This window comes from Paenibacillus sp. 32O-W, from assembly GCF_007679495.1.
GTDB lineage: Bacteria > Bacillota > Bacilli > Paenibacillales > NBRC-103111 > Paenibacillus_L > Paenibacillus_L residui.
This window is the reverse complement of the sequence record NZ_VEGP01000052.1, coordinates 1-21,089: the sequence shown is the minus strand read 5'-3', so window position 1 is coordinate 21,089 and position 21,089 is coordinate 1. Positions and strand designations below refer to the sequence as shown.

Genomic DNA, 21,089 nt, shown 5'->3' with positions numbered 1-21,089 from the left:
TCCTACGGCAGCTGGATCGTCATACCAATAGGCAAGCTATTCAACTGAGCGTCGCTGATTCCATTTAATTTCTGGATTTCGGGATAGCGGGAACCGTCTCCCAGACATTTTTGTGCAACCTTCCATAAGCCATCTCCGGCAACCAAAGTATAGGTTTTGGGAGCTTCCCTTTCATCCGGACGCTGCGGCTGCTGTGCTTCCAGAACCGCCTCTCCCTGATCTTCAACAATGGAAGTTCTCAGAGCCGAATAGAATACATATTCCTTGAGGGTCAGCTTGAATTCCAAATCGCCAGGGGAGCCCGCCACTTCTCTCCAGGTGAAGTTTTCGATACTAGCCGCCATATTCAATTCCGCTATTTTGACTCCCTCGGAGTCGGGATACATATTTGCACCGGCATAAACCAATCGGATAGGCCGCTTGGTGGCCATCCATTTTTGAATTTTTTCCACATACCATATCGGTTTCTCAGGCTTTTCAACGACAGCATATGGGTATTTCACCATAGGAAAGAAGCTTTCCAGACTTACCTCTCTCAGTTCCGGAGCCTGAATGACATTGATTTCACCCTTGCCCAATATCGTATGAGTTTTGCCTTTTACGCCTTCTTTAATTTCAATGGAAGCAGGATTGACCGGAAGCCGAAACCCATCTTCTTGGTTATTGTAGCTAAGCCAGACTCCTTCAGTAATCTCTATAGTCATTACCCGTAAACCCCCTCTGCCGCCGACACGAATTCTTCCTCCAGCTTCTGCTCGATACGTCGGATAATCGTCTCGGCATCATAACCGTTGTTGATATCGCCGGTTTGCATATGCACGGTAGGAGTCAGAGTGACAAAGTTCTGAATGCTTTCTATTTCCGCTAGCTCCCGCATGATCTCCAGATCTTCGCTGGCCACTTCGACCGTATTATTGATTTTGCCAACCTCGCCCACTTTCCCGATGGAGTCCATACTTGGAGCCTGCCCCATGAAAGGACTGTCCGTTATACCGGAATTCCAACCACCTAGCAAATCTTCTGAATGGTTGTTATTACCTGTAGAAGGTTCTTCGAGGCCGAACTTGGCTTTAATATCGTCCAGGGTAAAGTCTTCAATAAACTCTTGGCCCGCTTTTTTGAATTCCGAGAAATCCGCCTTAAATTCAATTTCAGGGATGAGATCCTCTTCTATTCCAAGCAACCGGCCAAAAAAACCGGCTATAGAGTTTATTCCGCTGATTAATCCATTTACAAGGCCGATAATGAAATTAACAGCCCCTTCCGCCACGTCCACAATAAAGCCAAAAGCCTGGCTGAAAACTTTACGCAGGCCGCCAGTTACCGATTGAAAAGCCAATATGGCGGAGATGATTCCAATTATAATCGAGACAAAAAAGATAATCGGATGTTTCCCCATGATTTTGCCTAATGTGCTTAAAGCTGTCCCCAACACTCTTAAGGCGGTAGCAGCGAATCCTGATACCATCCCTACCACTCTTGTTATTAGAGAATAAGTTTGCCAAGCGACCGTGATACCTATTATTAGAGGGGAAAGTGCAATCAATATGATCGCTAATGAACGTATGGCAGTAGCAACCCCTGCTATAACTTGTTTAATAACCTCCCATGCAGGCGGAATATTAAGAACAAGCCATTCAAATCCAAACGCTAAAAACTCAAGTCCCGAAGCAAGGGCATTAATAAATGGGTCGAACTGTCCACTTTCAAAAGCGGCGTTTAAAGTATCCATAAGAGGGGCCAAAGCTTCCAATGCTTTAGTTCCAATAGTCGCCAGCATGGTATTAAAGTTGCCCAATAAGGTCTGCCACTTGTTCACCGGGCTGTCCATCATCGTTTCGAAGGCCTCTTGCCCCATTCCTCGGCTTTCCAACAATTGGTTAAAGGCTGATACAAAACCGTCAAAATCGCCCTTACTTGCGAATTCCCCTAGTTTAAAAGATTCAAGAGCCTGAAGCGGCAGATTAAGCTGGGCAGCCAAACTCCCCAAATCACCCGCTAATGCTTTGCGCACGGTTTCAAATGATCCTTCCATGCCTTTGCCAGACGTGTCAAATACTCGCAGTTTATTCGCTAATAAGTTTAGTTCGCTTATTTGATCAGTGTTTTTAGTCAGGGAGAAATTCTGCAACGTACCTGTTAAGTATTCCTTGACATCTGCACCGGTTCTAAGAGCATCCTTCCGGAATTTTTCAAACATCGCGGTTCCAACTTCTTCATTACCGGCTCTGGCAATGAATGCATCCTTGAGTTGTTCTTGCTCCATAGCGGCATTAAGAACGGCCCCTCCATGTTGTTTTGCCATACTAAATCCTTTGGGGATCCATTTTTTCGCGCCATCCATAAATTTGTTGGATGATTTCTTCTCGCCATTATTTGAAGAGTCCGGAGAGTTCTTATCGGAACTCGGCAAAAAACCGGCCTTCTTCGCTGAATTCTCAATCTTATCAGCTGCTTGTCGCAGCTTGCCCCCTAACTCGTCCAAAAATTTGGCTACTCTTTTAACTCCTTTATTGGAATCTTTGGCAGCTTCGCCTAATTGCTTTGCAGAGTTTGCGGCATAGCTAACACTACTTCGAAATTGCATCGTTACTGAAGTGCATGTATATACCATTCTCTGAAACTTGACCATGGATTGCGCCGTTGAGTCCGAGCTTTGTTTTATACTACGCATAGAAGTAAATTTGGTAATGGTTTGTGTCGCTATCATGAGATCGCTGGTCATTTTAGTAGCTACGACCGGCAGTTGATTCATTGCTTTGGCCGCAGAATCGGCGGCTTGACCTGTTCTATTAAACAACCTACCCATATTGCCGAATATCTGTAAAATACCGCTTATAGAAGCCATATTCCCACCTCCTTCTTTCATTTCTCTGTCGGGAGTATGCTTCGCTTTACTTCCTTCTCTTCTTGGAGGCCCGTTTCTCTTTCTCGACGCGAATGTCGATCATGGCGAAAATCGCAGCCTTCTCAGGCCGCGACATTCTCGCCAGTTCATGCGGTAAAATATGAAGTTCATGGAGGGCATAGTAAGCGTAGTTCGCTTCCCCATCTCCTCCCAATATTAGTTTTTTACTTCGTCCACCATTTCGTTCAGATCTTTGTCGAAGCCGTTGATTTCCTGCACTTTCTGCACAAGAGTTGCATATTCTCCGGGGAGGAGCATCTTCCGCAGCAGCGACTCGGCTCCGAGAACGCCGTACGATTTCTGCAGCTTGTCATCGTTCAGGTTAGGATAGACGACGCTGGCCACAGCGAGCTTGGCCACATATTCGTCGGAGTTGATCTCCGGAGTGTATGCGCCGTTCTTGCCCTTGACCCGTTTGGTCGCGGCCTTGCGGCACTGCTCGTTCTCCTCTTCCGTCATGCTCTTCAGCTTCCAGGCAATCGCTTTGCCATTCGCATCCCGAAACCGGGTCGAGACGACGACCTCCTCCGTCAAATCAGCAAGCGCATTCTGCGCATAGAACATACTTAAATCGCTCATGGTTCATCCTCCTTATTCTGCCGGTTTTCTGAAGCTGCCGATGATCTCTACATCTTCAAAGGTGAATTCAAGCTCTTCCTCGAGAGCCTCGGACTCTGTGTCCAAAGAAGCCATAACGACGCTGTTCAGGTTGACTCCCTTCAATCGGACGATCTGCGAACCAATGCTCGAAGCCGGGTCTTCATTAATAACCTCGATTTCGAAGTAAGTATCGATGCCGGTTTTCATGTAGTCATACATCAATTCCCTAAACCGGGTTGTGACATAATAAATGGTCATGCTTCCCGATCCGTTCCAGCCAATGGCCTTATGCTGAGTTCCCCGACGGCCAAGCGTTTTGACCTCCGCCTTCTCCTTCTCTACCGTTGCTTCCAGCGTTTTAATATAAAACATCTCAATGTTATCGCCATTAATTTTGGCATAAGCCCGACCTTCCTGACCGGAAATCGTATCTCTCGCTCTTAGAAATGCCAATTTACTTCACCTTCACTTTCATATAGATTTTTTCGATGGCATCTACCGGCTGAACCTGAGTTTCCACATAGATACTATCGAGGTCGTGTCCTTCGGAGACGGTAATATCCGTTTGCGAATTGAAATTTTGAATGGCGTTCATGTTCTGATAACGCTCCAGATCGTTGACGCATTCCGAGCGGAACAGACTTCTACCATCCGGATTGTTGTCTACCTTGCCGATATAGTACGTCTCGAATTTCCGTTTAAATTCGTTCGCCAAACCGTCCAGCACGCGGATAGCCCGGTTTTTGGAGAACAGCTTGCCCTTAGTCGGAGTATAGGAGCGGAAGGTATTAATGTCCTGCTCGATAACTGCACGGCCATAGTTGTGCACGAAGACGAACTCGCCGCCGCGCAGAGCGGCTTCGATTTCGCTGTTCGTATAGCGGATGTCCACATCCACCGCATCGTCATAGGCTTGATAGGTTAACGATTCGTTAACCTCGGCGGAGGCAACTGCTGCCGCAACCCAAGCCGTTGCCTGAATCGCATCCAGCTTAGTTCCGTCGGACAGGATGACTCCATTCTTAACGCTGATAATTCCTTCATAATCCGCTTCCGGGTAGTTGGCCAACACGGCTTGAACCTTCTTCCCTTCGGACTCTCTTAACCGCTTGATAAAGGAAGTGTATAGAGATTTCAATGTCGCATCTCCGGAAGGAAGCGCCATCGTCTCAAAATCATACACTTCAATGGCATTCAAATAATCCGTGTAGTCCTGATTGCTTGCCGTACCGTCTTCTCCTCCGGTTAAAGGAAGTCCGGCAGTTGCCTCCGGCACTCCTCCTCCTTCAAATTCAGCCCATGCGTTAGCTTGAAGCTCGGAGAGGTCGCCTACTGTTTGCACGTCCACTTCTTCACCGGCAACCAGCGTGCGAACATCAAATTTATCATTCTGATCAATGTTCGGCTGGACCGTAATCATGATGTCGTTTCCGCGAATTCCGCCGTGCTTCGCTGTCACCCTAAGATCGGTCAGGGTCGCCGATGCTTTAACCCCAGCGTTCACCCGAAACACAAGCAAGGTCCGGGCTCTCTTGAGCGCTTCCCGCACAAGCAGCATTTGGGGCGCTGCAAGGTCATATCCCAATACATCCTTCAGAGAATCACCGGCATGAATGGTCATGACCGTCTTGGCGGGCCCCCAGCTCAATGGAAGCGGCATGGTCACCGTTCCTCGATCCCCCATGGCGCCAAGCGGCTTCGCTTCTCCTGCAAAATTAATATAAACGCCCGGGCGCACTTTATTTTGTGTCGTCCATGTTCCTCCGGCCATTTATTTCGCCTCCCTTTTCATAAACTGTTCTACTTTTTTGGCAACCTGCTCCGGCGTATAGGTTTCGTTGTCCGTCAGCAGGGCGTCCAACACATTTTTTTGCACAGGGGAATACCGGTTGGATTGCAGATACTGCTCCTTGGTATATTCCGCGGGCTGTGCTTTTTTGGGCTTAGCCATGTTTTAAATCCCCTTCCTGGTACATAGTCTTCATCTTTGGCGAGGAAGGCCTGGCACGAATCAACTGCATAGGATACTCGACAATAAATTGAAGGATCCCGTTCTTGATTTCGTGGCTCCAGTGTCTTCCCCAGCATAAATCCCCGGCAATTTCAATTGACTCCAGATGATCGTATAGAGCCTCGGCCACTTCATGCAGTCCTGCGATGGAGCCGGACCAATATTCAATCGTAAAGGAATGAGTCCGCAAATAACGGTGCTCCGCCTTTTTGACCTGGCGCACGGATGACAGCTTTACGATAAAACACGGCCGTTCCGGTTCTCCGGTTACTTCCTCCTCCAGCCAGACGGCGGCATCCGGAAAACGGCGGCGAATGGCCGAAGCGACTGCGTTCCTCACATCATCGAGTGTGACTGACATAATCTATCACCCGCTTGCGGAGATTTGCTGCCCGACCCCTTGAGCTCGCTTAAATGCTGCAGGTTAAACGATGGCAACGGTCCCTCCCTCCTTCCTTGCTGGCCCGGATTGCTGCTGCGGCTGTTCCGCATGGCAGCAGCCCTTTGCTGTGATATCTATAGTCAAGAAGAGATTCCTTTCTTCAGGAACTCCCTTCACCTATAGGTGGCAATCGTATGACATCGCAACGGCTTGGGATATTTTTTTCTGCGCCCTTAAGATGTACTGCCCCACACTGCCTTTCGTAATTTGCAGCATGGCTGCAATCTGGCTGTAGGAAAAGCACTCTCCGTAAGCCAACACATAGCAATCCCTCTCCCTGACGCTGAGTCGGGATAGGACGAATTCCAGCCTGGCTCTCTGTCTATTCGTCAGTAGGGCAGGTTGGGGATGGATCCTGTTATCCGCATAAACCTGGATGGAAGCAGGATCGGTAAGCTTCTCTCTCTGATAACAAGCCCTTCTTTCGATCCCGCGACGGTTTCCCGGAGGTCTTCCCGTATCCAGCCATTCCAGGGCAAACCTGCAATCCGACAACATGCCGGAAAGAAGCTTCTTCTCCCCTAGATCCGATGCCGATTGATGAGCCTTCTCAATGACACGGCAGGTGCGGCGGTAAGAATCCCGCAGTTCCTTATGGCTTAACCAGCTTTGCTTATTAATCAACTCTCCCCTTTCCATTCCCTCGCGCCTCCTTTAGCGTTTTTGCCATTTTGGCAAATTCAATTCGAAATTTTTTTACCAAAATGGCTACAAGGAGAGAGAAGACATTCAAATGTTGCCATATTGGTAACTTATTACAGATCATATCATTACCATTTTGGTAATGTCAATCATTTTATTTCCGTTTTGGCAAAACTATTTATTACCGTAATGGTAAATGGTAATATTTGAGTACTAACTGATTTCAAAGTGGGGACATTCCAATGAGCGTATTGGGTAATCGAATCAAATCTCTTCGAGACAAGGCAGGACTCTCACAAAAAAGACTGGCCGAATCCTTGGGCATCTCCAATGTTCAGTTATCCAGATATGAAACGGGAGACCGGAAGCCGGACCCGGACACTATAAAGCAAATAGCCGATTTCTTCGATGTCTCTGTCGACTATCTGCTTGGTCGGGATACGCCAACCCAGGATATACCCGATATTGATGATCCGGAGCTGACGATTCTGTTTAGGGATTTAAAGAACGCTTCCCCGGAAATACGCGAGGAGACTCGCAAATTTCTTGAATTTCTAATGGAGAAGGAGAAAGACCGCAAGCCGGGGGACCGGCAGGGAAAATAACCTGACCAGCGGGAAGCTATGAGGGAATCCATGGCTAAACCGGACAAGCCAGTTACGAGAAGCTATGAAACCCGGTCGCTGTTTTGATTCAAGTAGAGGTGCAGGCTCGTTCGAGCTGCCTGAAACGAAGAATTAGAGGCATGGCAAAATAACAATTACTAAAGGAAAGTTCTGTGCCCAGTAAGGGCTTTCTTTTTCGAAATAAAAAGGAACGTATGTTCTGTATTAAACTGATGACAAGAGGTGATAACGGTGTTATCTCTTTACAAATGCACTCCTTTCGAACAATGGGTCGAACAAATTTGCCGCAAATATCGAATTACCACTCCGGAGCATCTCACCATAGAATATGTGTCATCAAGAATGAATATCTGGGTATATTATCAGCCTTTTCGGAGCAGTCATATTGACCGTGGTCTAGGTATGTACAGCGTAAATGTGGATGCCCGCCTATCTCCTGAGGAGCAGTGGGAGGATTTCCTTCATGAGCTTTGCCATGTCCTGAGGCATTCCGGAAATCAATTCTGCATGCCGGAATCCTTTCTCCAGTGGCAGGAACAGGATGCGAACAGCTTCGTGCCCTATGCGGCCATTCCGTTCTTCATGCTAAACCGGATGGAACTGCCTCCTCATCAGAATGATTTGATAGACTTGATTACACATACGTTCAGAGTCACCAGAGAGCTTGCGCGAAGAAGAGTGGAGCAAATTCAACGTAGAATCCTGCAAACTATACTGCACGAAGAATGGCTTAAACAAGTAGCTTTGGATGAGCGCAAGCTGATTTAGCATGAGTTATTCAGGAGTTATTCACAGGTTGGAATGATTTGGATGTAGTTATTTTCAGGGCGGCAGTCAAACGGGTTTATGCTGAAATATTCTGACTTTTCGACGTTTTTCATAGTTTGTTTGCTCTTCAGATTAAGGAATTATACAATAGAAAACGGAAGTCATCAGAACTTATCCACAATCTTATCCACAACATGTTAACAAAGGAATGGATGTTCGATGAATTATCCACATTTCAGAAGTTGGGAGGGACAAGCAGTGGACCATCCGGACCATGTCCGTTGGATGCGCGAAGCTATAACAGAGGCGGAGAAAGCATTGGCCAAAAGAGAAGTTCCCATCGGTGCCGTTATTGTTCATAATGGAGAAATTATTGGCCGGGGGCACAATTTGCGGGAAACCTCACTGGACCCGACTTCTCACGCCGAATTAATCGCGATCCGGCAAGCGAGCGAACATCTGCAGGCCTGGAGGCTGCTGGATTGCTCCCTGTATGTAACATTAGAGCCCTGTCCTATGTGCGCCGGGGCTATCGTCCAGTCAAGAATACCCCATGTCATATATGGAACGGCGGATCCTAAAGCGGGCTGTGCGGGGACATTAATGAATCTGCTGCAGGAGGAAAGGTTTAACCACCAGGTGGAGGTTACCAGCGGAATTCTTATGGAAGAATGTGCTTCTATGCTCACCGACTTCTTCCGCACCTTGCGAAAGAAAAGCCGTTAGGCTTATGCTGATTCCGGCGCAACTGTCCGGGATCAGCGGAAATTTTGGAAGGCTGCTCCTCTTCCCATTCCCGGTTATTTATGATATAATGATTTTTGCTTAAGCGCCCGTAGCTCAGCAGGATAGAGCATCAGTTTCCTAAACTGCAGGTCGTACGTTCGAATCGTATCGGGCGCGCCAGTAAGTTAATAAGATATCGAGACGTGGCTCAGCTTGGTAGAGCGCTTGGTTCGGGACCAAGAGGTCGCAGGTTCAAATCCTGTCGTCTCGACCATTACATAAGCATCGGGGACCCAGAATTGGGGGTCCCTTTCTTGTTGTAATTTAGATGCATAACACGAGCTAAAAGGATGAAGTTACCCATGATGCGATACGTAATTCTGGTATTTTTAGGTGCCTGCAGCTTTGGAGTGCTGTCCACCTTCGTCAAGCTGGCCTATCAATCGGGCTTTACCGTCAATCAGGTCGTTGGAAGCCAGACCTTACTGGGGATGCTTACACTGTGGATAATCTTTATCGTCGTTAAAATCAGAAAAAAGGGAGGCGCGGTATCACCGGCATCCTTTAAAGAAATACTAATGCTGATGGCCGTCGGAACAACGACCGGTTTGACGGGTGTATTTTATTATGCCGCTTTGCAATATGTACCGGCTTCTTTGGCAATTATTCTGTTGTTTCAATTTTCGTGGATGGGCCTGCTTATCGAGTCACTACTCAACCGGAGGTGGCCGGGCAAAGAAAAGCTGGTCGCCCTACTGATTCTCCTGGCCGGAACGGTGCTCGCCAGCGGGATTCTGGAACAGGGACTGGGCTCTTTTACTTTAGCAGGCGTGGCCTTGGGTTTGGTTGCCGCTCTTATGTATACACTGTTCATTCTATTCAGTGGCCGAACCGCTCCTCATATCCATCCGGCCAAAAGAAGCGCCATCATGCTCACCGGTTCATTTATACTGATCAGCATCATTTTCCCGCCCACTTTTCTGGTCGATGGCTCCTTATGGAACGGACTCATTAAATTTGCGGTTGTTTTGGCCTTGCTCGGTGCCGTAATTCCCCCTTTTTTATTTGCGTTGGGGGTTCCTCATATCGGCGGATCACTGGCTACGATCCTGAGTGCTGCAGAGCTTCCGACCGCAGTTCTTGCCTCCAGCCTTGTCCTTCGGGAAGAGGTTTCGGTGGCGAAATGGATCGGCGTACTGATCATATTGGCAGGCATCGCATTGCCGGAATGGATCGCCAGCCTAAGAAGGAAACGCCAGCTCAAGCTTCAGTAAAACGTCTTCGGACGTTTTTTTGTTTTTCCGAGAGAAAATAAAAAGAGCAGAGTCGCACTCTGCTCTAAATCATATCATTGGGTTAAATGGCGGAGCTGACGGGATTCGAACCCGCGGTCTCCTGCGTGACAGGCAGGCATGTTAGGCCTCTACACCACAGCTCCTTGGCAACTACTATAAGAAAGGCACAAGCAATATAATAGCATGTCCTAGAATCAGATGCAAGTACTTTTTAGTAGCTGCCCTTGTTAGTCGGGAATATTCATCCGTGGTATCACGATTCCCTCATCGAAATCCTTCAAGCATCGTAATGAACCATTCCTTCAATCCATTCTTTCTCATCAGGGAACTGCCCGATGAATTTGTCATACAATGGAGGATGCTCCTCTCCCTGCCTCATTCCCGCCGCCAAATACCACCGGGTCAATTCACGGCTTGCCGGAAGCTCCCAATTCCCTTCGGTATAGGGTTCCATGACATCCGCGGCAGTCTTGTAATCATTCCGCAAATAATAAATTTGTCCGATAGACAGTGCCATCCCCGGACCCACCCCGAACGGCTCGTGCATCTGCCCTTCCGGAAGCTGCTCCAGCTCCATTTTATCCAGCACCGTTTGGTAAAGCTGAATGGCATCATCCCAGTATTTTTGCTGCGCTGCAGGATCATTATTTTTTCTGGCCTGATCACCCAGCTGCAGGTTCAGATCAACCGCACGATCATACCAGTTTGGAAAATCCTCAAACAGGCTCAGGCCCCAAATACTGCTTTCCAGACGTGAATATGCAACGTCCAATGCTTCCGGGAGCTCATCCTTTCGGAGATGTAAAATGAACTGCTGTTCAACAAGCAAACGATTGTAAGGCTCCTTCTTACTTAACTGCTGCAGGTGCTTCGCCACTTCCTCCAGAATCTTCGAATCCCCTGTTTGGTTATACATCTTATTTAATTCATTGACCTTGGCCAACACATATTCAGGATGATTCGGCCTCGCCTTTAAGGCTTTTTCTAAAGCTTGGTTCGCATGGGCATTGTTCCCCTTCATGCTTTGATCCAAGTAAGTATAGAAGGTTCTATTCGCCTGATAGTCGTAAAAGGATATGATCAGTACTATAAGGGCCGCGGCCGAAATCATACCCGGAACAAGCCGTCCCCAGGTTTTATCCGTAAGCCAACCCCACAGCTTGCTTCCTTCCAGGCGTAATTCAGTAGTTACAGCGGATGCCATCCCACCCAAACACAGGAACACGAGTGCGGCGATATAGCCATAGCTCATTTCAAAATCAAGCGCGCTATGAAGCAAGATGGACATGGCCACAAGATAATAAAGAATTGATTGATCGGGATCTGTTGTTTTGCTTAAGAACACATTTTTGATATAAAAAATAAACACCAGCAGGAGTAACCCTCCCAGGAAAATAAGCCCGACCAAGCCGGTTTCAACAAGGTATTCAAAGAAATAGCTATGAACCTGCCTCGGAAGATAAGGAGCACCCTGGTAAGCGGTGAACAGCGCCTCCCAGACCCCGCCGCCTCCGCCGAGAACCGGCCGGTCGGCGAATATTTTCAATGAGTCGGCGAACATCATTAATCTTTCGAGTACACTGTGCTGTTGGAGGTTAATGCTTGCGATCCTCTGGTGCAGCGCTTGCGGGAGCAGATTCCCGACCATTGAACCCTGAGTGATAAGCAGAAGTCCGATTCCCCCTAAGGCTATGAGGCCAACGGGAACAATCCAATTAGACCATTTCCAGCCGGCAAACCGCGCAAGCTTTCTTTCCATCAACGGCGCCAGGTATAGCTGGAGGATGACAATAAGGGCTGCCGCCCCAATCGATACCGGTACGAGCGTCAGCCAGCCTTTCCAGGAAAGAGGATCCAATAGGCTGACCGTATCGGCGGCACCATTCTGTTCATAAGAGGCTTTCATTCGTTTGAGCATTTCGAGTGATATGCTCTTGATCCGGTCCGTAATCAGGAAGGAGGCTGTGAAGCCGATCCCCAAATATATAAAAAAACAGATTTGCCGGACAACGGAGAGGAAAGGCAGCAGCGCCAGCAATATAAGCGGAAGCACCACAATTCCCCCGCGGGATAGAGTTAGCGAGAACGAGAGAGCCAACGGAACCAGCATTAATGCATTCAGTGCAACGATCACCCGGCTGCGGGAGGACATGATAAAATGCAAGCAGCCCAAAAGCAGGGCAATCAGCACAGCCGCATAAGCATTGGCATACTGAAAGACAGCCGTCAGCCTCAAGCCTTGGTCTTCCATGACAGCATCACGAAAATAAGCGTTTCCGAACATGTTTAGAATGCAATAAATGACCACCATATAACCGGAAGTCATAATTCCGAATTGGAGCATCCGGTTCCCCGATTGGCTTCGAGCGAAATAAGCCGCCAGCCCGAATAACATCGCATACATGGCATGAAGCAAAATCTGCTTTCCATTGCTGTAGGGAGATACGGCCACGAATCCGGATAAGAGGTAGGATAAAGGCAAACCCCAAGCTAATAACATTAAGGCATCTCTCACGGAGCTGATTCTCCAACGAAAGATCCAATAAAGCGAAATGAGAAAGAAGAATAAGGCTGTCCAAGCTGCCGACCCATAAACATTGACTTCGTATTGAATCAGATAGCCGTTATATAAGCCGGTGCGGAACGGGGCGATGAACAAGAACAATAGAATAAATCCCAGGCCAGTCCAATATATGATTTCATTGGGCTCCGATATTCCCAGGTTTACCGGGAGGCGCTCGGGTTGTTTGGTTAATTTAGTCTTCATCTCTGCTCCTTTATCTTTATGGGCCTGTTTCATCTGGCCCTTCCATGCTGTAATGAATATTACAACCATATAGACTTATTACTTTGGAAAAAGTTTCTATATTTTAAAAAATTAAATGAATAAATTCATTTTGTGTCAGGAAATAGAGCTTTCTAAAATAAAAATGTAAAATTTTTACTTTCGGCTTCTCCCCTTTGCATGTAATACACCGCGGCATGCTATACTATACGAAAAGTATTTTTACGGACCTGGTTATGTGCCTGTTTTTCTTTATCCATTACAAATCGAAAGGTGGGAAAACCCATGCATAAAGCTCAATTACGCACTCTGGGGCAGAAGGTGGAGCTGGCCTATGAAGATCGCGGACAGGGTCATGCCGTAGTCCTGCTGCATGGATTTTGCGGAAGCTCGCAGTATTGGAAGTTCATCGCGCCGGCATTAGAGAACGGCTACCGGCTCATCATTCCGGATTTAAGAGGGCACGGGCAATCTTCCGTTCCGGAAGGCCCGTACTTAATGGAAACTATGGCGGAAGACATTGCTGAACTGTTAGAGCAGCTTGAGATCGAGAAGGCCGTTCTATTCGGGCATTCTATGGGCGGATATGTAACTGCCGCCTTTGCCGGGAAGCATCCGGATAAGCTGGCCGGCTGCGGTCTGATTCACTCTACCGCGCTGCCTGACAATGAAGAAGGTAAGCGGAAGAGATCCGATAATATGGAAGCCATCCGGCAACGGGGAATGAATGCATTTGCAGGGGAATTGATCCCGAAGCTTTTTGCCAAAGCCCATCTGGAGAGCATGAGCCGGGAGGTCGAGAGCATGACGGCAATAGGCCAAGCAACGCATCCGGACGGAGCCATCCGCTCCCTCCAGGGGATGAGGGAACGAACAGACCGCACAATGGTGCTGAGAATGGCCGAAGTGCCCGTACTGTTGGTGGCCGGAGCGGAAGACCAGATTGTCCTTCCGGACAAAACCTTCTCGGTTGAAGGGGACAACATCTCGACATTTCTGCTCGACGGTGCCGCACATATGGGGATGATCGAAGCTCCCTCATTGCTGGCTGATCGAATGAAGGCCTTCCTCTCGCAAATCTACGGATAACCATTAAGCTTAACAGGACCAATCGAAGCCGGTTGGTCTTTGTTTCGGTTAAGTCTAATTCAAACTTTTTACATAGGGCAATCGTTGAAGGATTAGAATGCGATTCATATAGTCCGGCAAAGGATGAGAACGTTGATCAAAATTGAAGATTTATCCAAACAATTTAAAAAAGACGTTTGGGCGATTCGCAACCTAAATTTAACAATCCCAACGGGAATGTTCGGGCTGCTGGGACCGAATGCAGCCGGTAAAACAACTCTGATGCAGATTCTAGCCACTTTGCTGAATCCTACATCAGGTACGGTTCGAATAAACGGCCGTCCCCTGTCCGATGCCGAAGAGATCCGCCAAATAATCGGGTATCTTCCGCAGTTTATCGAAATTTATCCGCATATGACGGGTTATGATTTTCTCGATTATATCGGCGTTATGAAGGGAATGAACGACCCCAGACTAAGGAAGTCTGCTATTGACACTATACTGGAAAAAGTCAATCTACAGACTAAGGCAAAGGATAAGGTCAGAACCTATTCCGGAGGCATGAAGCAGCGGCTGGGGATCGCCCAAGCGCTGCTCGCTTCACCCGAAATTCTGATTGTGGACGAGCCCACTGCCGGTCTTGACCCGGAGGAACGTATCCGTTTTCGGCATTTGTTATCGGAGTTCAGCATTAAGCGAACGGTACTCCTATCGACACATATTGTTTCGGATATTGAAAGCAGCTGCCAGCGGCTTGCCGTAATGAAGCAAGGGGTTCTTGCCTTCGTCGGGTCCCAACGGCAGCTGCAAGCCCGCGCCGAGGGCAAGGTGTGGCAAGTAGAGGTGAAGGAGGAGCAATTCCTCCGGTTGGTTGGGAATCCGGAAATCCAGCTTATTCACTCCCGCCGCATACCGGGAGGAATTCAATGCAAGCTTATTGCCTCCGATTCCCCTACGGCTAATGCTCTCTCGCTCTCCCCTTCCCTGGAAGACGGTTACCTGGCCTTGATCGGCGGTGAGGCCAGTTGAGCAAATGGGTTAGACAGGTAAAGTCTGAAACCAAGGCATTGCTAAGTAAACCAATCCTGTTTCTGCTGCCTCTGCTTTATGGTTTTTGGTTTGCCTTCGAACTGTCGCATATCGCACCTCCCGCCTCCGAGAATCTGTACGCCTACGCTTACCAATTTCACAAGGTTAAGCATGTATTGACTCTCGGGGTGGCATTCATGCTTGGAATTTGGTCCATTCGCTCCGATTTCCACCGGCCCGGATATTCATGGATGGGGAGCTTGCCGGTTTCTATCTGGACTCGGATTACTGCGAAATATACTGTTTATTTAATTTATTTAAGTCTTTTTACTGCAGCTATGGCCATCGTATTTATATATTACGGATGGATTCGTCAGCTTTCCGTCTCTGCAGTGATAGATTACACGCTGCTGTTCGCTCTCCAATATGAAGTGTCCTATGCTGTCACACTGGCACTAGCTATGCTTCTGAGTGCATGGATACCGGGAAGAATTACATATCTGATCGGGTTTTGTGCCTGGATGTTCGGAACCTTCTTCCTGGACGTATTCATCATTAATCGTTATGAGCTGTACCCTCTTACCACTTTCCATCTAAACCAATTTCTCGTTGATTCCCTTCTGGAAAGCGAACTATGGGGACATTCCATCATTGCGGACGAGCTGTGGTATGCCAGAGGTTTCACCCTTTCGGTTACGCTCTTACTGCTGGTCGCTGCTGCAGCTTATCTCACTCTTCATCGGCCCTCTCGCCTCCGGAGATGGTGGTTGGGACTATGTGCGGGGGCTGCTGCCTTAGTCATTCTATGCTTCATTCCATACGGAAAACTATGGATAGACCGCTATAAAGAGTATGAAGCGGCCAGGGAAGATGCAGCTTCTTATGAACAGCTTGTTTCGAAAAATAAGCCCGACGAGTTTAGAATAGGCGAATACCAACTGTCGGTATCCCGTATATCCAACCACCGGATTCAAGTCGATGCCGTCTTAACGATTCCTAATTATGATCAGGAGAAAACGGCCTCCCTGCCATTCGTCTTAAACCGTAATTTGGAAGTCACCCGTGTGCAGTGGAATCATCAATCGGTCGCCTGGGTCCGGGATGGAGACCGGTTCATTCTGGAATCCGTCCGCCCGGATCCGGATCTTGAGTTTCAAACCTTGGAGTTATCTTATAACGGTCCTTTATACGAATGGATGGTTTTATCCGAACGTCCCGCCATCCCGGTCTTTCTTTCGGGCAAGAACGCATTTCTTCCGGAGAGCGCCGCGTGGTACCCTTTGCCCGGAGAGCAATTTCGTTATTTTAAAGGTAGAATGGATACGGACAAGCTTTATTTGAATACGGAAGCGGGGCTGGGGTATAAAGCTCGTTTTAAAGTCCATTTTCAAGGATTTGATCATCGGCTCTATGGGACTATTCCCGAAACGGAGTCAAGCAAGCCGGGAAACCAACAATTTGAATCGGCAGAAACTGACGGGCTGACGGCCCTCTCGGGCAGCTTTATAGAAGTAACCGTACCCGAAGAGCCGGTTCGAATCATTACTACGCCCAGCAACAAGCTTGAGGCGGAACGATTTCTTCGGGACTTGTCTAAGCATTTGAACTATTACCGCTCCTGGTTGAATGAACCGCCCAATGGGATTGATCAAATTTTTTATCTATCGTTGGCTAACCAAGGCTACGTTGGGGGTATGGCTAAGGTTACCGGGCATAGCCTCATCCTGTCTGAAACGACGTCCCACAATTTGGATAAGTATCAGCTGGAGAAAACGGTAAATGCCTATCTGTTCGGAGATTTACATATGAATTATTACTCCGAACCGGAAGAGGAACAACCTCACTCCATCGTTGGCCTGATTCGCAATGCCTTCTATTATCTTTATTTACGTGAAGAGATGCATTTCACCCATGAACAGATAGTCAAAGGAAGCTTGGCTGGTGTATACCCGCTGCTTTCCCTAAACCAGGGAACAGATCTGTACGCCATGATCGACCGGGCTATCGCCGAGGGAAAAACAGCGCAGGTTAAATCGCTGTTAAATACCTTTTATCAACGGGGGCTATCTATTCAAAGCCATTCCTCAGAAGCGGATATTCCGGTCATTACCGAACAAGAATGGCTGGAGGAGTGGAACCGGGTAATGCAACCATACTCCGGAGAGGAGAGATAACCGGTGACGGATGAACAATTGGTCGAAAGGATGGCCGACGGGGATCAAGCGGCATTTGAGGTGCTTATCCATCGCTATCATGGACCCCTGCTCGGCTATTTGGAACGGCATCTGTACAATCGGGAAAGAGCGGAAGACTTTGTTCAAGAGACGTTCCTGCGATTAATCCGGCAATTGAAGAAGGGAAGGCTGCCTGAGCAAATCCGCCCCTGGCTGTATCGTGTCGCTCTGAATTTATGCCGCGATTACTGGAAAAGCCTCGGATTTCAGAATGAAAAGCAGCAGATTGCTGAAACGCCGGACAGACGGGATGAAGGGCCTTCCGTCGTCGAAATCTACGAAAGACAGGAAACGCGTAAAGAAATTCTAATGTCACTTCATGAATTAGGCGAGCTTCAGAAGGAAATTATTATCCTAAGGTTCTACCAGGATTTGAAGCTGCATGAAATCTCGGAAATTATGGAGATCCCGCTGTCCACCGTCAAAACCAATTTATATCAAGGATTGAAAAGGCTGCGTTCACGCTTAATCCAAGAAGGTGTGCAGATCCGCCATAAGAAGGAGGGGGAAAATACGTATGCATAAGACGGATTTGAAAGAAATCGATGAGATGATGAATGAGCTGGCAGAGCCGTTATCCAGATATATCGTTAGTTCCCCGAAGCCGGAGGATACACGTCGTCTGATTGCCAATCTGCAGAATGAATTTGACCGACTTAAGGAAGAGCATCAAGCCCTTCAACTGTCCGCCGTCCCGCGCAAAAAGCCATCATTCATCCGATTGTGCAGGAACCAGCTTCAAGCCTATCATAAATCGTTCTGGGCGGTCAGTGTTGTTGTATTTATTATGATTACTTTGACGACGTGCGGTATGATTGCTAACTACACCTTCGTCCCGCGAAATCTGTTTTCAACTGCCATTCCCTTGTTTATTCTCGTCGGAATGGCCTACAGCTACCGTTCCTGGAATAAGGAAATGAGGACGATCGAGAGCATCCATCCCTTCCCACCGGCGCTGTTAATATTGAGCCGGCTGCTGATCGTCGTCGCTATTAATATTGTGCTGGGACTCTTTGGTACACTTTTTTTGTTATGGACGGTTAAGTCCTTTTCGTTTCTGACCTTCATGTTGTCCTGGTTATCCGTTGTTCTCTTCATGGGAGGGTTGATGGCGTATCTTACGTATCGCAAAGGGATTGCTGCAGGGTTCACCATTTCCATCGCGGCCTTTCTCTTGTTTCATTTCGGCCAGGAATGGCTGCTTATTCATCAGTGGATCGAACTGGGACAGCTAAAAGTCTATTATGGACTATTTCTGATCGCCGGATTGGCTTGCTTCCTTTCGGCCTATCGGCCGCGCAAATTGGATTGGACATCCCGTGAGAGGAATCCGGTATGATTGAACTGAACAAAGTGAAATATCGCCATCCCGACTTCCTGTTGAACATAGACCATCTATATTTATCCCGGGGCATCACTTTGCTCGTTGGGCGGAATGGAGCGGGTAAGACCACTCTGCTCAAGCTGTTGGCGACCGCGCTTTTCCCCAATGAAGGCGAAATTCGTTATTTAAACCATACCGTTAAAGAGGCTCTCCCCCTTATTCGAAGCTGCATCGGATATATGCCTACCGGATTGCAAATGTATGAAGAAATGACACCCTACAAGCTCCTGTCTTATTTAGCCGAGCTCAAAGGATTAGATTCCCGGGAGGAGGTGGAAGCGGTTATCGAGAGATTTCAGTTCCAGCCCCTGAGAAATGTAAAAATAAAGGAGCTTTCGCAAGGCCAGCATCAGCGTCTTGGCATAGCGCAAGCTTTTCTCGGGGACCCTTTGTTCCTTCTATTGGATGAAGCGTTGAATTACCTGGATATACACGAACGGAAGAAGATCATTAGCGAATTAGCGAGGGAATCCGAACGAAAGGCTATAATCGTGTCCACCCACGAATTGAATGAATGGGAATATGCGGCCGACGAAATCGTTTGGATCGATGAGGGTATGCTCTGTTTCCACGGTACCCCTGCCCGATGGACGAAGGACCTCCCTTGGTCGGTCTGGAGCGGAACTATGGACCCTGAACTTCTCCCTAACCTGAATCCGGACAGGATCCTATCGCTTCGCTTAGAAGGGCAGCAGGCCATTATTCGTTCAATAGGACCGGAGCCTCCTGCAGATTCCTTCGTCGATGTTCCACCGAACTTGGAGGACGCTTACTACATTCGCCGCTGGACACGGGAAAAGAACGGCAGATTTTAATAAAGAGTCGGCAGCATTGCCCATTAGGCTCTAAGGAACGATGATCGACGCCCGATAAAGCTCCGAATCCCATTCCACAGTAGCGCCCAATGCTTCAGTAACAAATCTTAAAGGGATATAAATATGTCCGTCTATAATGACGGGGGCGGAATCGAGGGTGACGGATTCCCCATTGACATAAGCTGTTTGGTCATCCGGCCTAAGAATGAGCTGGATATTATCCTTCCAAGCGGTCAACGTCCGAGTTTCATTATCCCATTCGAAATCCGCCTCCAACCGTTCAAATATTCCACGGAATGGAGCCATTGTCGTATTTCCGTTAATATATCCCCGATAATCATGAACATATTGCCCGTTTACAAAAATTTGCACCTGCGGTTGCTCCAGCTTCTGAACGATCCAGGCATTGCTTAACGGCCTTCCTGACGGACGAACGAACTTGCCGTTCACATATAGGGCTGAGCTTGCTCCGCCATCCATATTCATCGCCTCAACTAAGCCCAAATCCAGTAAAATATGCCCCATTTGCGATAAGGTTGCGGCCGATGTTGTCCCCATTACCATCTTGCCTTCATGGTTAATTCCTACAAAACTCCTGACCGCCGCCAAGCTCGTTATCTTCGGATCATTGAATCCATCGCGTTCCGGATCGATATCTATTCGGCCAGCGGTTATAAGCTTGGGACCTACTCCAATAGCAGAGAGCCAATCACTGCTGCCGCTCTGACCGTTTGTATTTCTCTGAAGAGCCGCCTCTAATTGAATGTCAACCCCGACCTGGAGATGCGGCAATAAGTATTCGATGTTTCCTTTGGCATGACCGATAAAAAGAACAGCCCCATTCTCCGGAATCTGAGCCTCGTCTTCCGTAATTTCGACAATTTTCCCTTCACAAATCACAATCTTGCTTCCGCCGGGATAGTCAATATGCTGCTTACCGAATTCGGGGGAGTACCAATTAACCTGGTCATGAGCTTCCGCTCCGAAGTATTTGTTAACACTCCACGGAGTGAAGGAATAAATATTCTGACCCTCGTGGAATACATGAGCTTTCAGTGACATCTCCCAATGCTCAATAACAGCCTTCTTATCCAGGCCTATAGCCAAAGTCTGGTTTATCCCGGAATGAATCGCCCTTCCATCCGCGATCATCAATCCGTTCGGGTACCGGATGCCGGAGTCCTGTTCATATGCGTTGAAAAAAGTCCCGTTAACGGCAGCTATCGCACCGCTTCGCCGAATCATTTGGTCAAACTCTTCCACGTGGCCTATTCCGCCCTCTGCAAGCAATGGTGTTACTTTAATGCCAGGATCCTTTAAGTCCACTTCTATGTATTGAATCGTGAAGGATTTACCTTCATAAATTACCTTGTGCTCGGAATAACTTACGGATTCTTGTTCCGCCGCTTGTACCTCATTGGTGAGAACCATATAACAGATCAAAAACAACGCCCAATATAATAGAAACCGATAGCTTTTCAATTGGCCCCTCCATCTTCTCATCCTTTATACGTTATTTTCATTATATCGGTGCTTCTGCAGCTTGTCAGTATACGGTTTATCTTAATAACCACCTCCGAAAAGTCATCCTTTGTAATATAAAGTAATACTAAACATTACTCTATTGATCCTGGCTCGTTTCTTTAACCTTAATTTCTCCACTTCCGCGAAACAATCAGAACCACCCGTCAAACGGGTGGTTTGCTCTTGGGGTATAACCCCTTGTTGCCAAACTGCGCCTAAAGACGCTAGCCTG

21 protein-coding genes and 3 tRNA genes are annotated in these 21,089 nt (G+C 47.9%); 12 read left to right on the top strand and 12 right to left on the bottom strand.

The features are described from left to right. Positions 1 to 2: 2 nt before the first annotated feature. The 9 genes from FS806_RS18320 to FS806_RS18285 form a co-directional block, all read right to left on the bottom strand. On the bottom strand, positions 3 to 704 hold the full coding sequence (locus tag FS806_RS18320; protein ID WP_260982158.1) for a LysM peptidoglycan-binding domain-containing protein: 702 nt from the start codon (positions 702 to 704) through the stop codon (positions 3 to 5). Continuing rightward, positions 704 to 2,848: a phage tail tape measure protein gene (locus FS806_RS18315; RefSeq protein WP_144939521.1), complete on the bottom strand. Its 2,145-nt coding sequence runs from the start codon at positions 2,846 to 2,848 to the stop codon at positions 704 to 706. Before FS806_RS18315 ends, FS806_RS18320 begins: the two co-directional genes overlap by 1 nt. Before the next feature lie 46 nt (positions 2,849 to 2,894). Further along, entirely contained in the window at positions 2,895 to 3,062 is a 168-nt protein-coding gene (locus FS806_RS25840) for a hypothetical protein (RefSeq protein WP_186328423.1), read from the bottom strand. Between the two features lie 2 nt (positions 3,063 to 3,064). Then, complete coding sequence (locus tag FS806_RS18310) at positions 3,065 to 3,487, bottom strand: phage tail assembly chaperone (protein ID WP_144939519.1); 423 nt, start codon at positions 3,485 to 3,487, stop codon at positions 3,065 to 3,067. 12 nt (positions 3,488 to 3,499) lie between these two features. Continuing rightward, positions 3,500 to 3,961: a phage tail tube protein gene (locus FS806_RS18305; RefSeq protein ID WP_144939517.1), complete on the bottom strand. Its 462-nt coding sequence runs from the start codon at positions 3,959 to 3,961 to the stop codon at positions 3,500 to 3,502. A 1-nt stretch (position 3,962) separates the two neighbouring features. Next, positions 3,963 to 5,279: a phage tail sheath family protein gene (locus tag FS806_RS18300; RefSeq protein WP_144939515.1), complete on the bottom strand. Its 1,317-nt coding sequence runs from the start codon at positions 5,277 to 5,279 to the stop codon at positions 3,963 to 3,965. After that, complete coding sequence (locus FS806_RS18295) at positions 5,280 to 5,459, bottom strand: YqzN/YkzM domain-containing protein (protein WP_144939513.1); 180 nt, start codon at positions 5,457 to 5,459, stop codon at positions 5,280 to 5,282. Then, positions 5,452 to 5,880, bottom strand: coding sequence for a phage tail terminator family protein (locus tag FS806_RS18290; RefSeq protein WP_144939511.1), 429 nt, complete (start codon positions 5,878 to 5,880; stop codon positions 5,452 to 5,454). Before FS806_RS18290 ends, FS806_RS18295 begins: the two co-directional genes overlap by 8 nt. Positions 5,881 to 6,078: 198 nt before the next feature. After that, positions 6,079 to 6,600, bottom strand: a complete 522-nt coding sequence (locus FS806_RS18285) for a sigma-70 family RNA polymerase sigma factor (protein WP_144939509.1) — start codon at positions 6,598 to 6,600, stop codon at positions 6,079 to 6,081. A 245-nt stretch (positions 6,601 to 6,845) separates the two neighbouring features. On the opposite strand from FS806_RS18285, the gene FS806_RS18280 reads away from it, so the two are divergent. The 6 genes from FS806_RS18280 to FS806_RS18255 all read left to right on the top strand — a co-directional run bounded on the left by FS806_RS18280 (position 6,846) and on the right by FS806_RS18255 (position 9,997). After that, positions 6,846 to 7,208: a helix-turn-helix domain-containing protein gene (locus FS806_RS18280; protein WP_144939507.1), complete on the top strand. Its 363-nt coding sequence runs from the start codon at positions 6,846 to 6,848 to the stop codon at positions 7,206 to 7,208. A gap of 252 nt (positions 7,209 to 7,460) precedes the next feature. After that, on the top strand, positions 7,461 to 7,997 hold the full coding sequence (locus tag FS806_RS18275; protein WP_144939505.1) for an ImmA/IrrE family metallo-endopeptidase: 537 nt from the start codon (positions 7,461 to 7,463) through the stop codon (positions 7,995 to 7,997). Between the two features lie 258 nt (positions 7,998 to 8,255). After that, positions 8,256 to 8,723, top strand: coding sequence for a tRNA adenosine(34) deaminase TadA (gene tadA, locus FS806_RS18270; RefSeq protein ID WP_186328422.1), 468 nt, complete (start codon positions 8,256 to 8,258; stop codon positions 8,721 to 8,723). Between the two features lie 103 nt (positions 8,724 to 8,826). Next, positions 8,827 to 8,903, top strand: a tRNA-Arg gene (locus FS806_RS18265). Between the two features lie 17 nt (positions 8,904 to 8,920). Then, positions 8,921 to 8,997, top strand: a tRNA-Pro gene (locus FS806_RS18260). A gap of 88 nt (positions 8,998 to 9,085) precedes the next feature. Continuing rightward, complete coding sequence (locus FS806_RS18255) at positions 9,086 to 9,997, top strand: EamA family transporter (RefSeq protein WP_313960602.1); 912 nt, start codon at positions 9,086 to 9,088, stop codon at positions 9,995 to 9,997. Positions 9,998 to 10,084: 87 nt separating this feature from the next. On the opposite strand, the gene FS806_RS18250 is transcribed toward FS806_RS18255, so the two are convergent. Further along, a tRNA-Asp gene (locus tag FS806_RS18250) sits at positions 10,085 to 10,161 on the bottom strand. A 134-nt stretch (positions 10,162 to 10,295) separates the two neighbouring features. Further along, the gene (locus FS806_RS18245) at positions 10,296 to 12,785 is read right to left on the bottom strand and encodes an O-antigen ligase family protein (RefSeq protein WP_186328421.1); all 2,490 of its coding nucleotides are present in this window, start codon (positions 12,783 to 12,785) and stop codon (positions 10,296 to 10,298) included. A 303-nt stretch (positions 12,786 to 13,088) separates the two neighbouring features. Here FS806_RS18245 and FS806_RS18240 point away from each other — a divergent pair, with 303 nt between their 5' ends. The 6 genes from FS806_RS18240 (at position 13,089) to FS806_RS18215 (ending at position 19,333) form a co-directional block, all read left to right on the top strand. Next, positions 13,089 to 13,892, top strand: coding sequence for an alpha/beta fold hydrolase (locus tag FS806_RS18240; RefSeq protein WP_144939499.1), 804 nt, complete (start codon positions 13,089 to 13,091; stop codon positions 13,890 to 13,892). A 123-nt stretch (positions 13,893 to 14,015) separates the two neighbouring features. Next, positions 14,016 to 14,900, top strand: a complete 885-nt coding sequence (locus FS806_RS18235; RefSeq protein ID WP_313960601.1) for an ABC transporter ATP-binding protein — start codon at positions 14,016 to 14,018, stop codon at positions 14,898 to 14,900. A gap of 38 nt (positions 14,901 to 14,938) precedes the next feature. Then, positions 14,939 to 17,074 carry a hypothetical protein gene (locus FS806_RS18230; protein WP_222126710.1) on the top strand — a complete coding sequence of 712 codons (2,136 nt, stop codon included), beginning with the start codon at positions 14,939 to 14,941 and terminating at the stop codon, positions 17,072 to 17,074. Between the two features lie 3 nt (positions 17,075 to 17,077). Further along, complete coding sequence (locus FS806_RS18225; protein ID WP_260982157.1) at positions 17,078 to 17,659, top strand: RNA polymerase sigma factor; 582 nt, start codon at positions 17,078 to 17,080, stop codon at positions 17,657 to 17,659. Then, the gene (locus FS806_RS18220; RefSeq protein ID WP_144939493.1) at positions 17,652 to 18,473 is read left to right on the top strand and encodes a hypothetical protein; all 822 of its coding nucleotides are present in this window, start codon (positions 17,652 to 17,654) and stop codon (positions 18,471 to 18,473) included. The genes FS806_RS18225 and FS806_RS18220 overlap by 8 nt, the downstream gene beginning before the upstream one ends. Beyond that, entirely contained in the window at positions 18,470 to 19,333 is an 864-nt protein-coding gene (locus FS806_RS18215) for an ATP-binding cassette domain-containing protein (protein ID WP_144939491.1), read from the top strand. Before FS806_RS18220 ends, FS806_RS18215 begins: the two co-directional genes overlap by 4 nt. 30 nt (positions 19,334 to 19,363) lie before the next feature. On the opposite strand, the gene FS806_RS18210 is transcribed toward FS806_RS18215, so the two are convergent. Beyond that, positions 19,364 to 20,836, bottom strand: a complete 1,473-nt coding sequence (locus FS806_RS18210; protein ID WP_144939489.1) for a stalk domain-containing protein — start codon at positions 20,834 to 20,836, stop codon at positions 19,364 to 19,366. Between the last annotated feature and the right edge of the window lie 253 nt (positions 20,837 to 21,089).

Coding starts and splice junctions, on each gene's coding strand:
- FS806_RS18320 (WP_260982158.1), bottom strand. CDS start 704: ATGACTATAGAGATTACTGAAGGAGTCTGGCTTAGCTACAATAACCAA.
- FS806_RS18315 (WP_144939521.1), bottom strand. CDS start 2,848: ATGGCTTCTATAAGCGGTATTTTACAGATATTCGGCAATATGGGTAGG.
- FS806_RS18310 (WP_144939519.1), bottom strand. CDS start 3,487: ATGAGCGATTTAAGTATGTTCTATGCGCAGAATGCGCTTGCTGATTTG.
- FS806_RS18300 (WP_144939515.1), bottom strand. CDS start 5,279: ATGGCCGGAGGAACATGGACGACACAAAATAAAGTGCGCCCGGGCGTT.
- FS806_RS18295 (WP_144939513.1), bottom strand. CDS start 5,459: ATGGCTAAGCCCAAAAAAGCACAGCCCGCGGAATATACCAAGGAGCAG.
- FS806_RS18290 (WP_144939511.1), bottom strand. CDS start 5,880: ATGTCAGTCACACTCGATGATGTGAGGAACGCAGTCGCTTCGGCCATT.
- FS806_RS18285 (WP_144939509.1), bottom strand. CDS start 6,600: ATGGAAAGGGGAGAGTTGATTAATAAGCAAAGCTGGTTAAGCCATAAG.
- FS806_RS18280 (WP_144939507.1), top strand. CDS start 6,846: ATGAGCGTATTGGGTAATCGAATCAAATCTCTTCGAGACAAGGCAGGA.
- FS806_RS18255 (WP_313960602.1), top strand. CDS start 9,086: ATGATGCGATACGTAATTCTGGTATTTTTAGGTGCCTGCAGCTTTGGA.
- FS806_RS18245 (WP_186328421.1), bottom strand. CDS start 12,785: ATGAAGACTAAATTAACCAAACAACCCGAGCGCCTCCCGGTAAACCTG.
- FS806_RS18240 (WP_144939499.1), top strand. CDS start 13,089: ATGCATAAAGCTCAATTACGCACTCTGGGGCAGAAGGTGGAGCTGGCC.
- FS806_RS18235 (WP_313960601.1), top strand. CDS start 14,016: ATGAGAACGTTGATCAAAATTGAAGATTTATCCAAACAATTTAAAAAA.
- FS806_RS18220 (WP_144939493.1), top strand. CDS start 17,652: ATGCATAAGACGGATTTGAAAGAAATCGATGAGATGATGAATGAGCTG.
- FS806_RS18215 (WP_144939491.1), top strand. CDS start 18,470: ATGATTGAACTGAACAAAGTGAAATATCGCCATCCCGACTTCCTGTTG.
- FS806_RS18210 (WP_144939489.1), bottom strand. CDS start 20,836: ATGAGAAGATGGAGGGGCCAATTGAAAAGCTATCGGTTTCTATTATAT.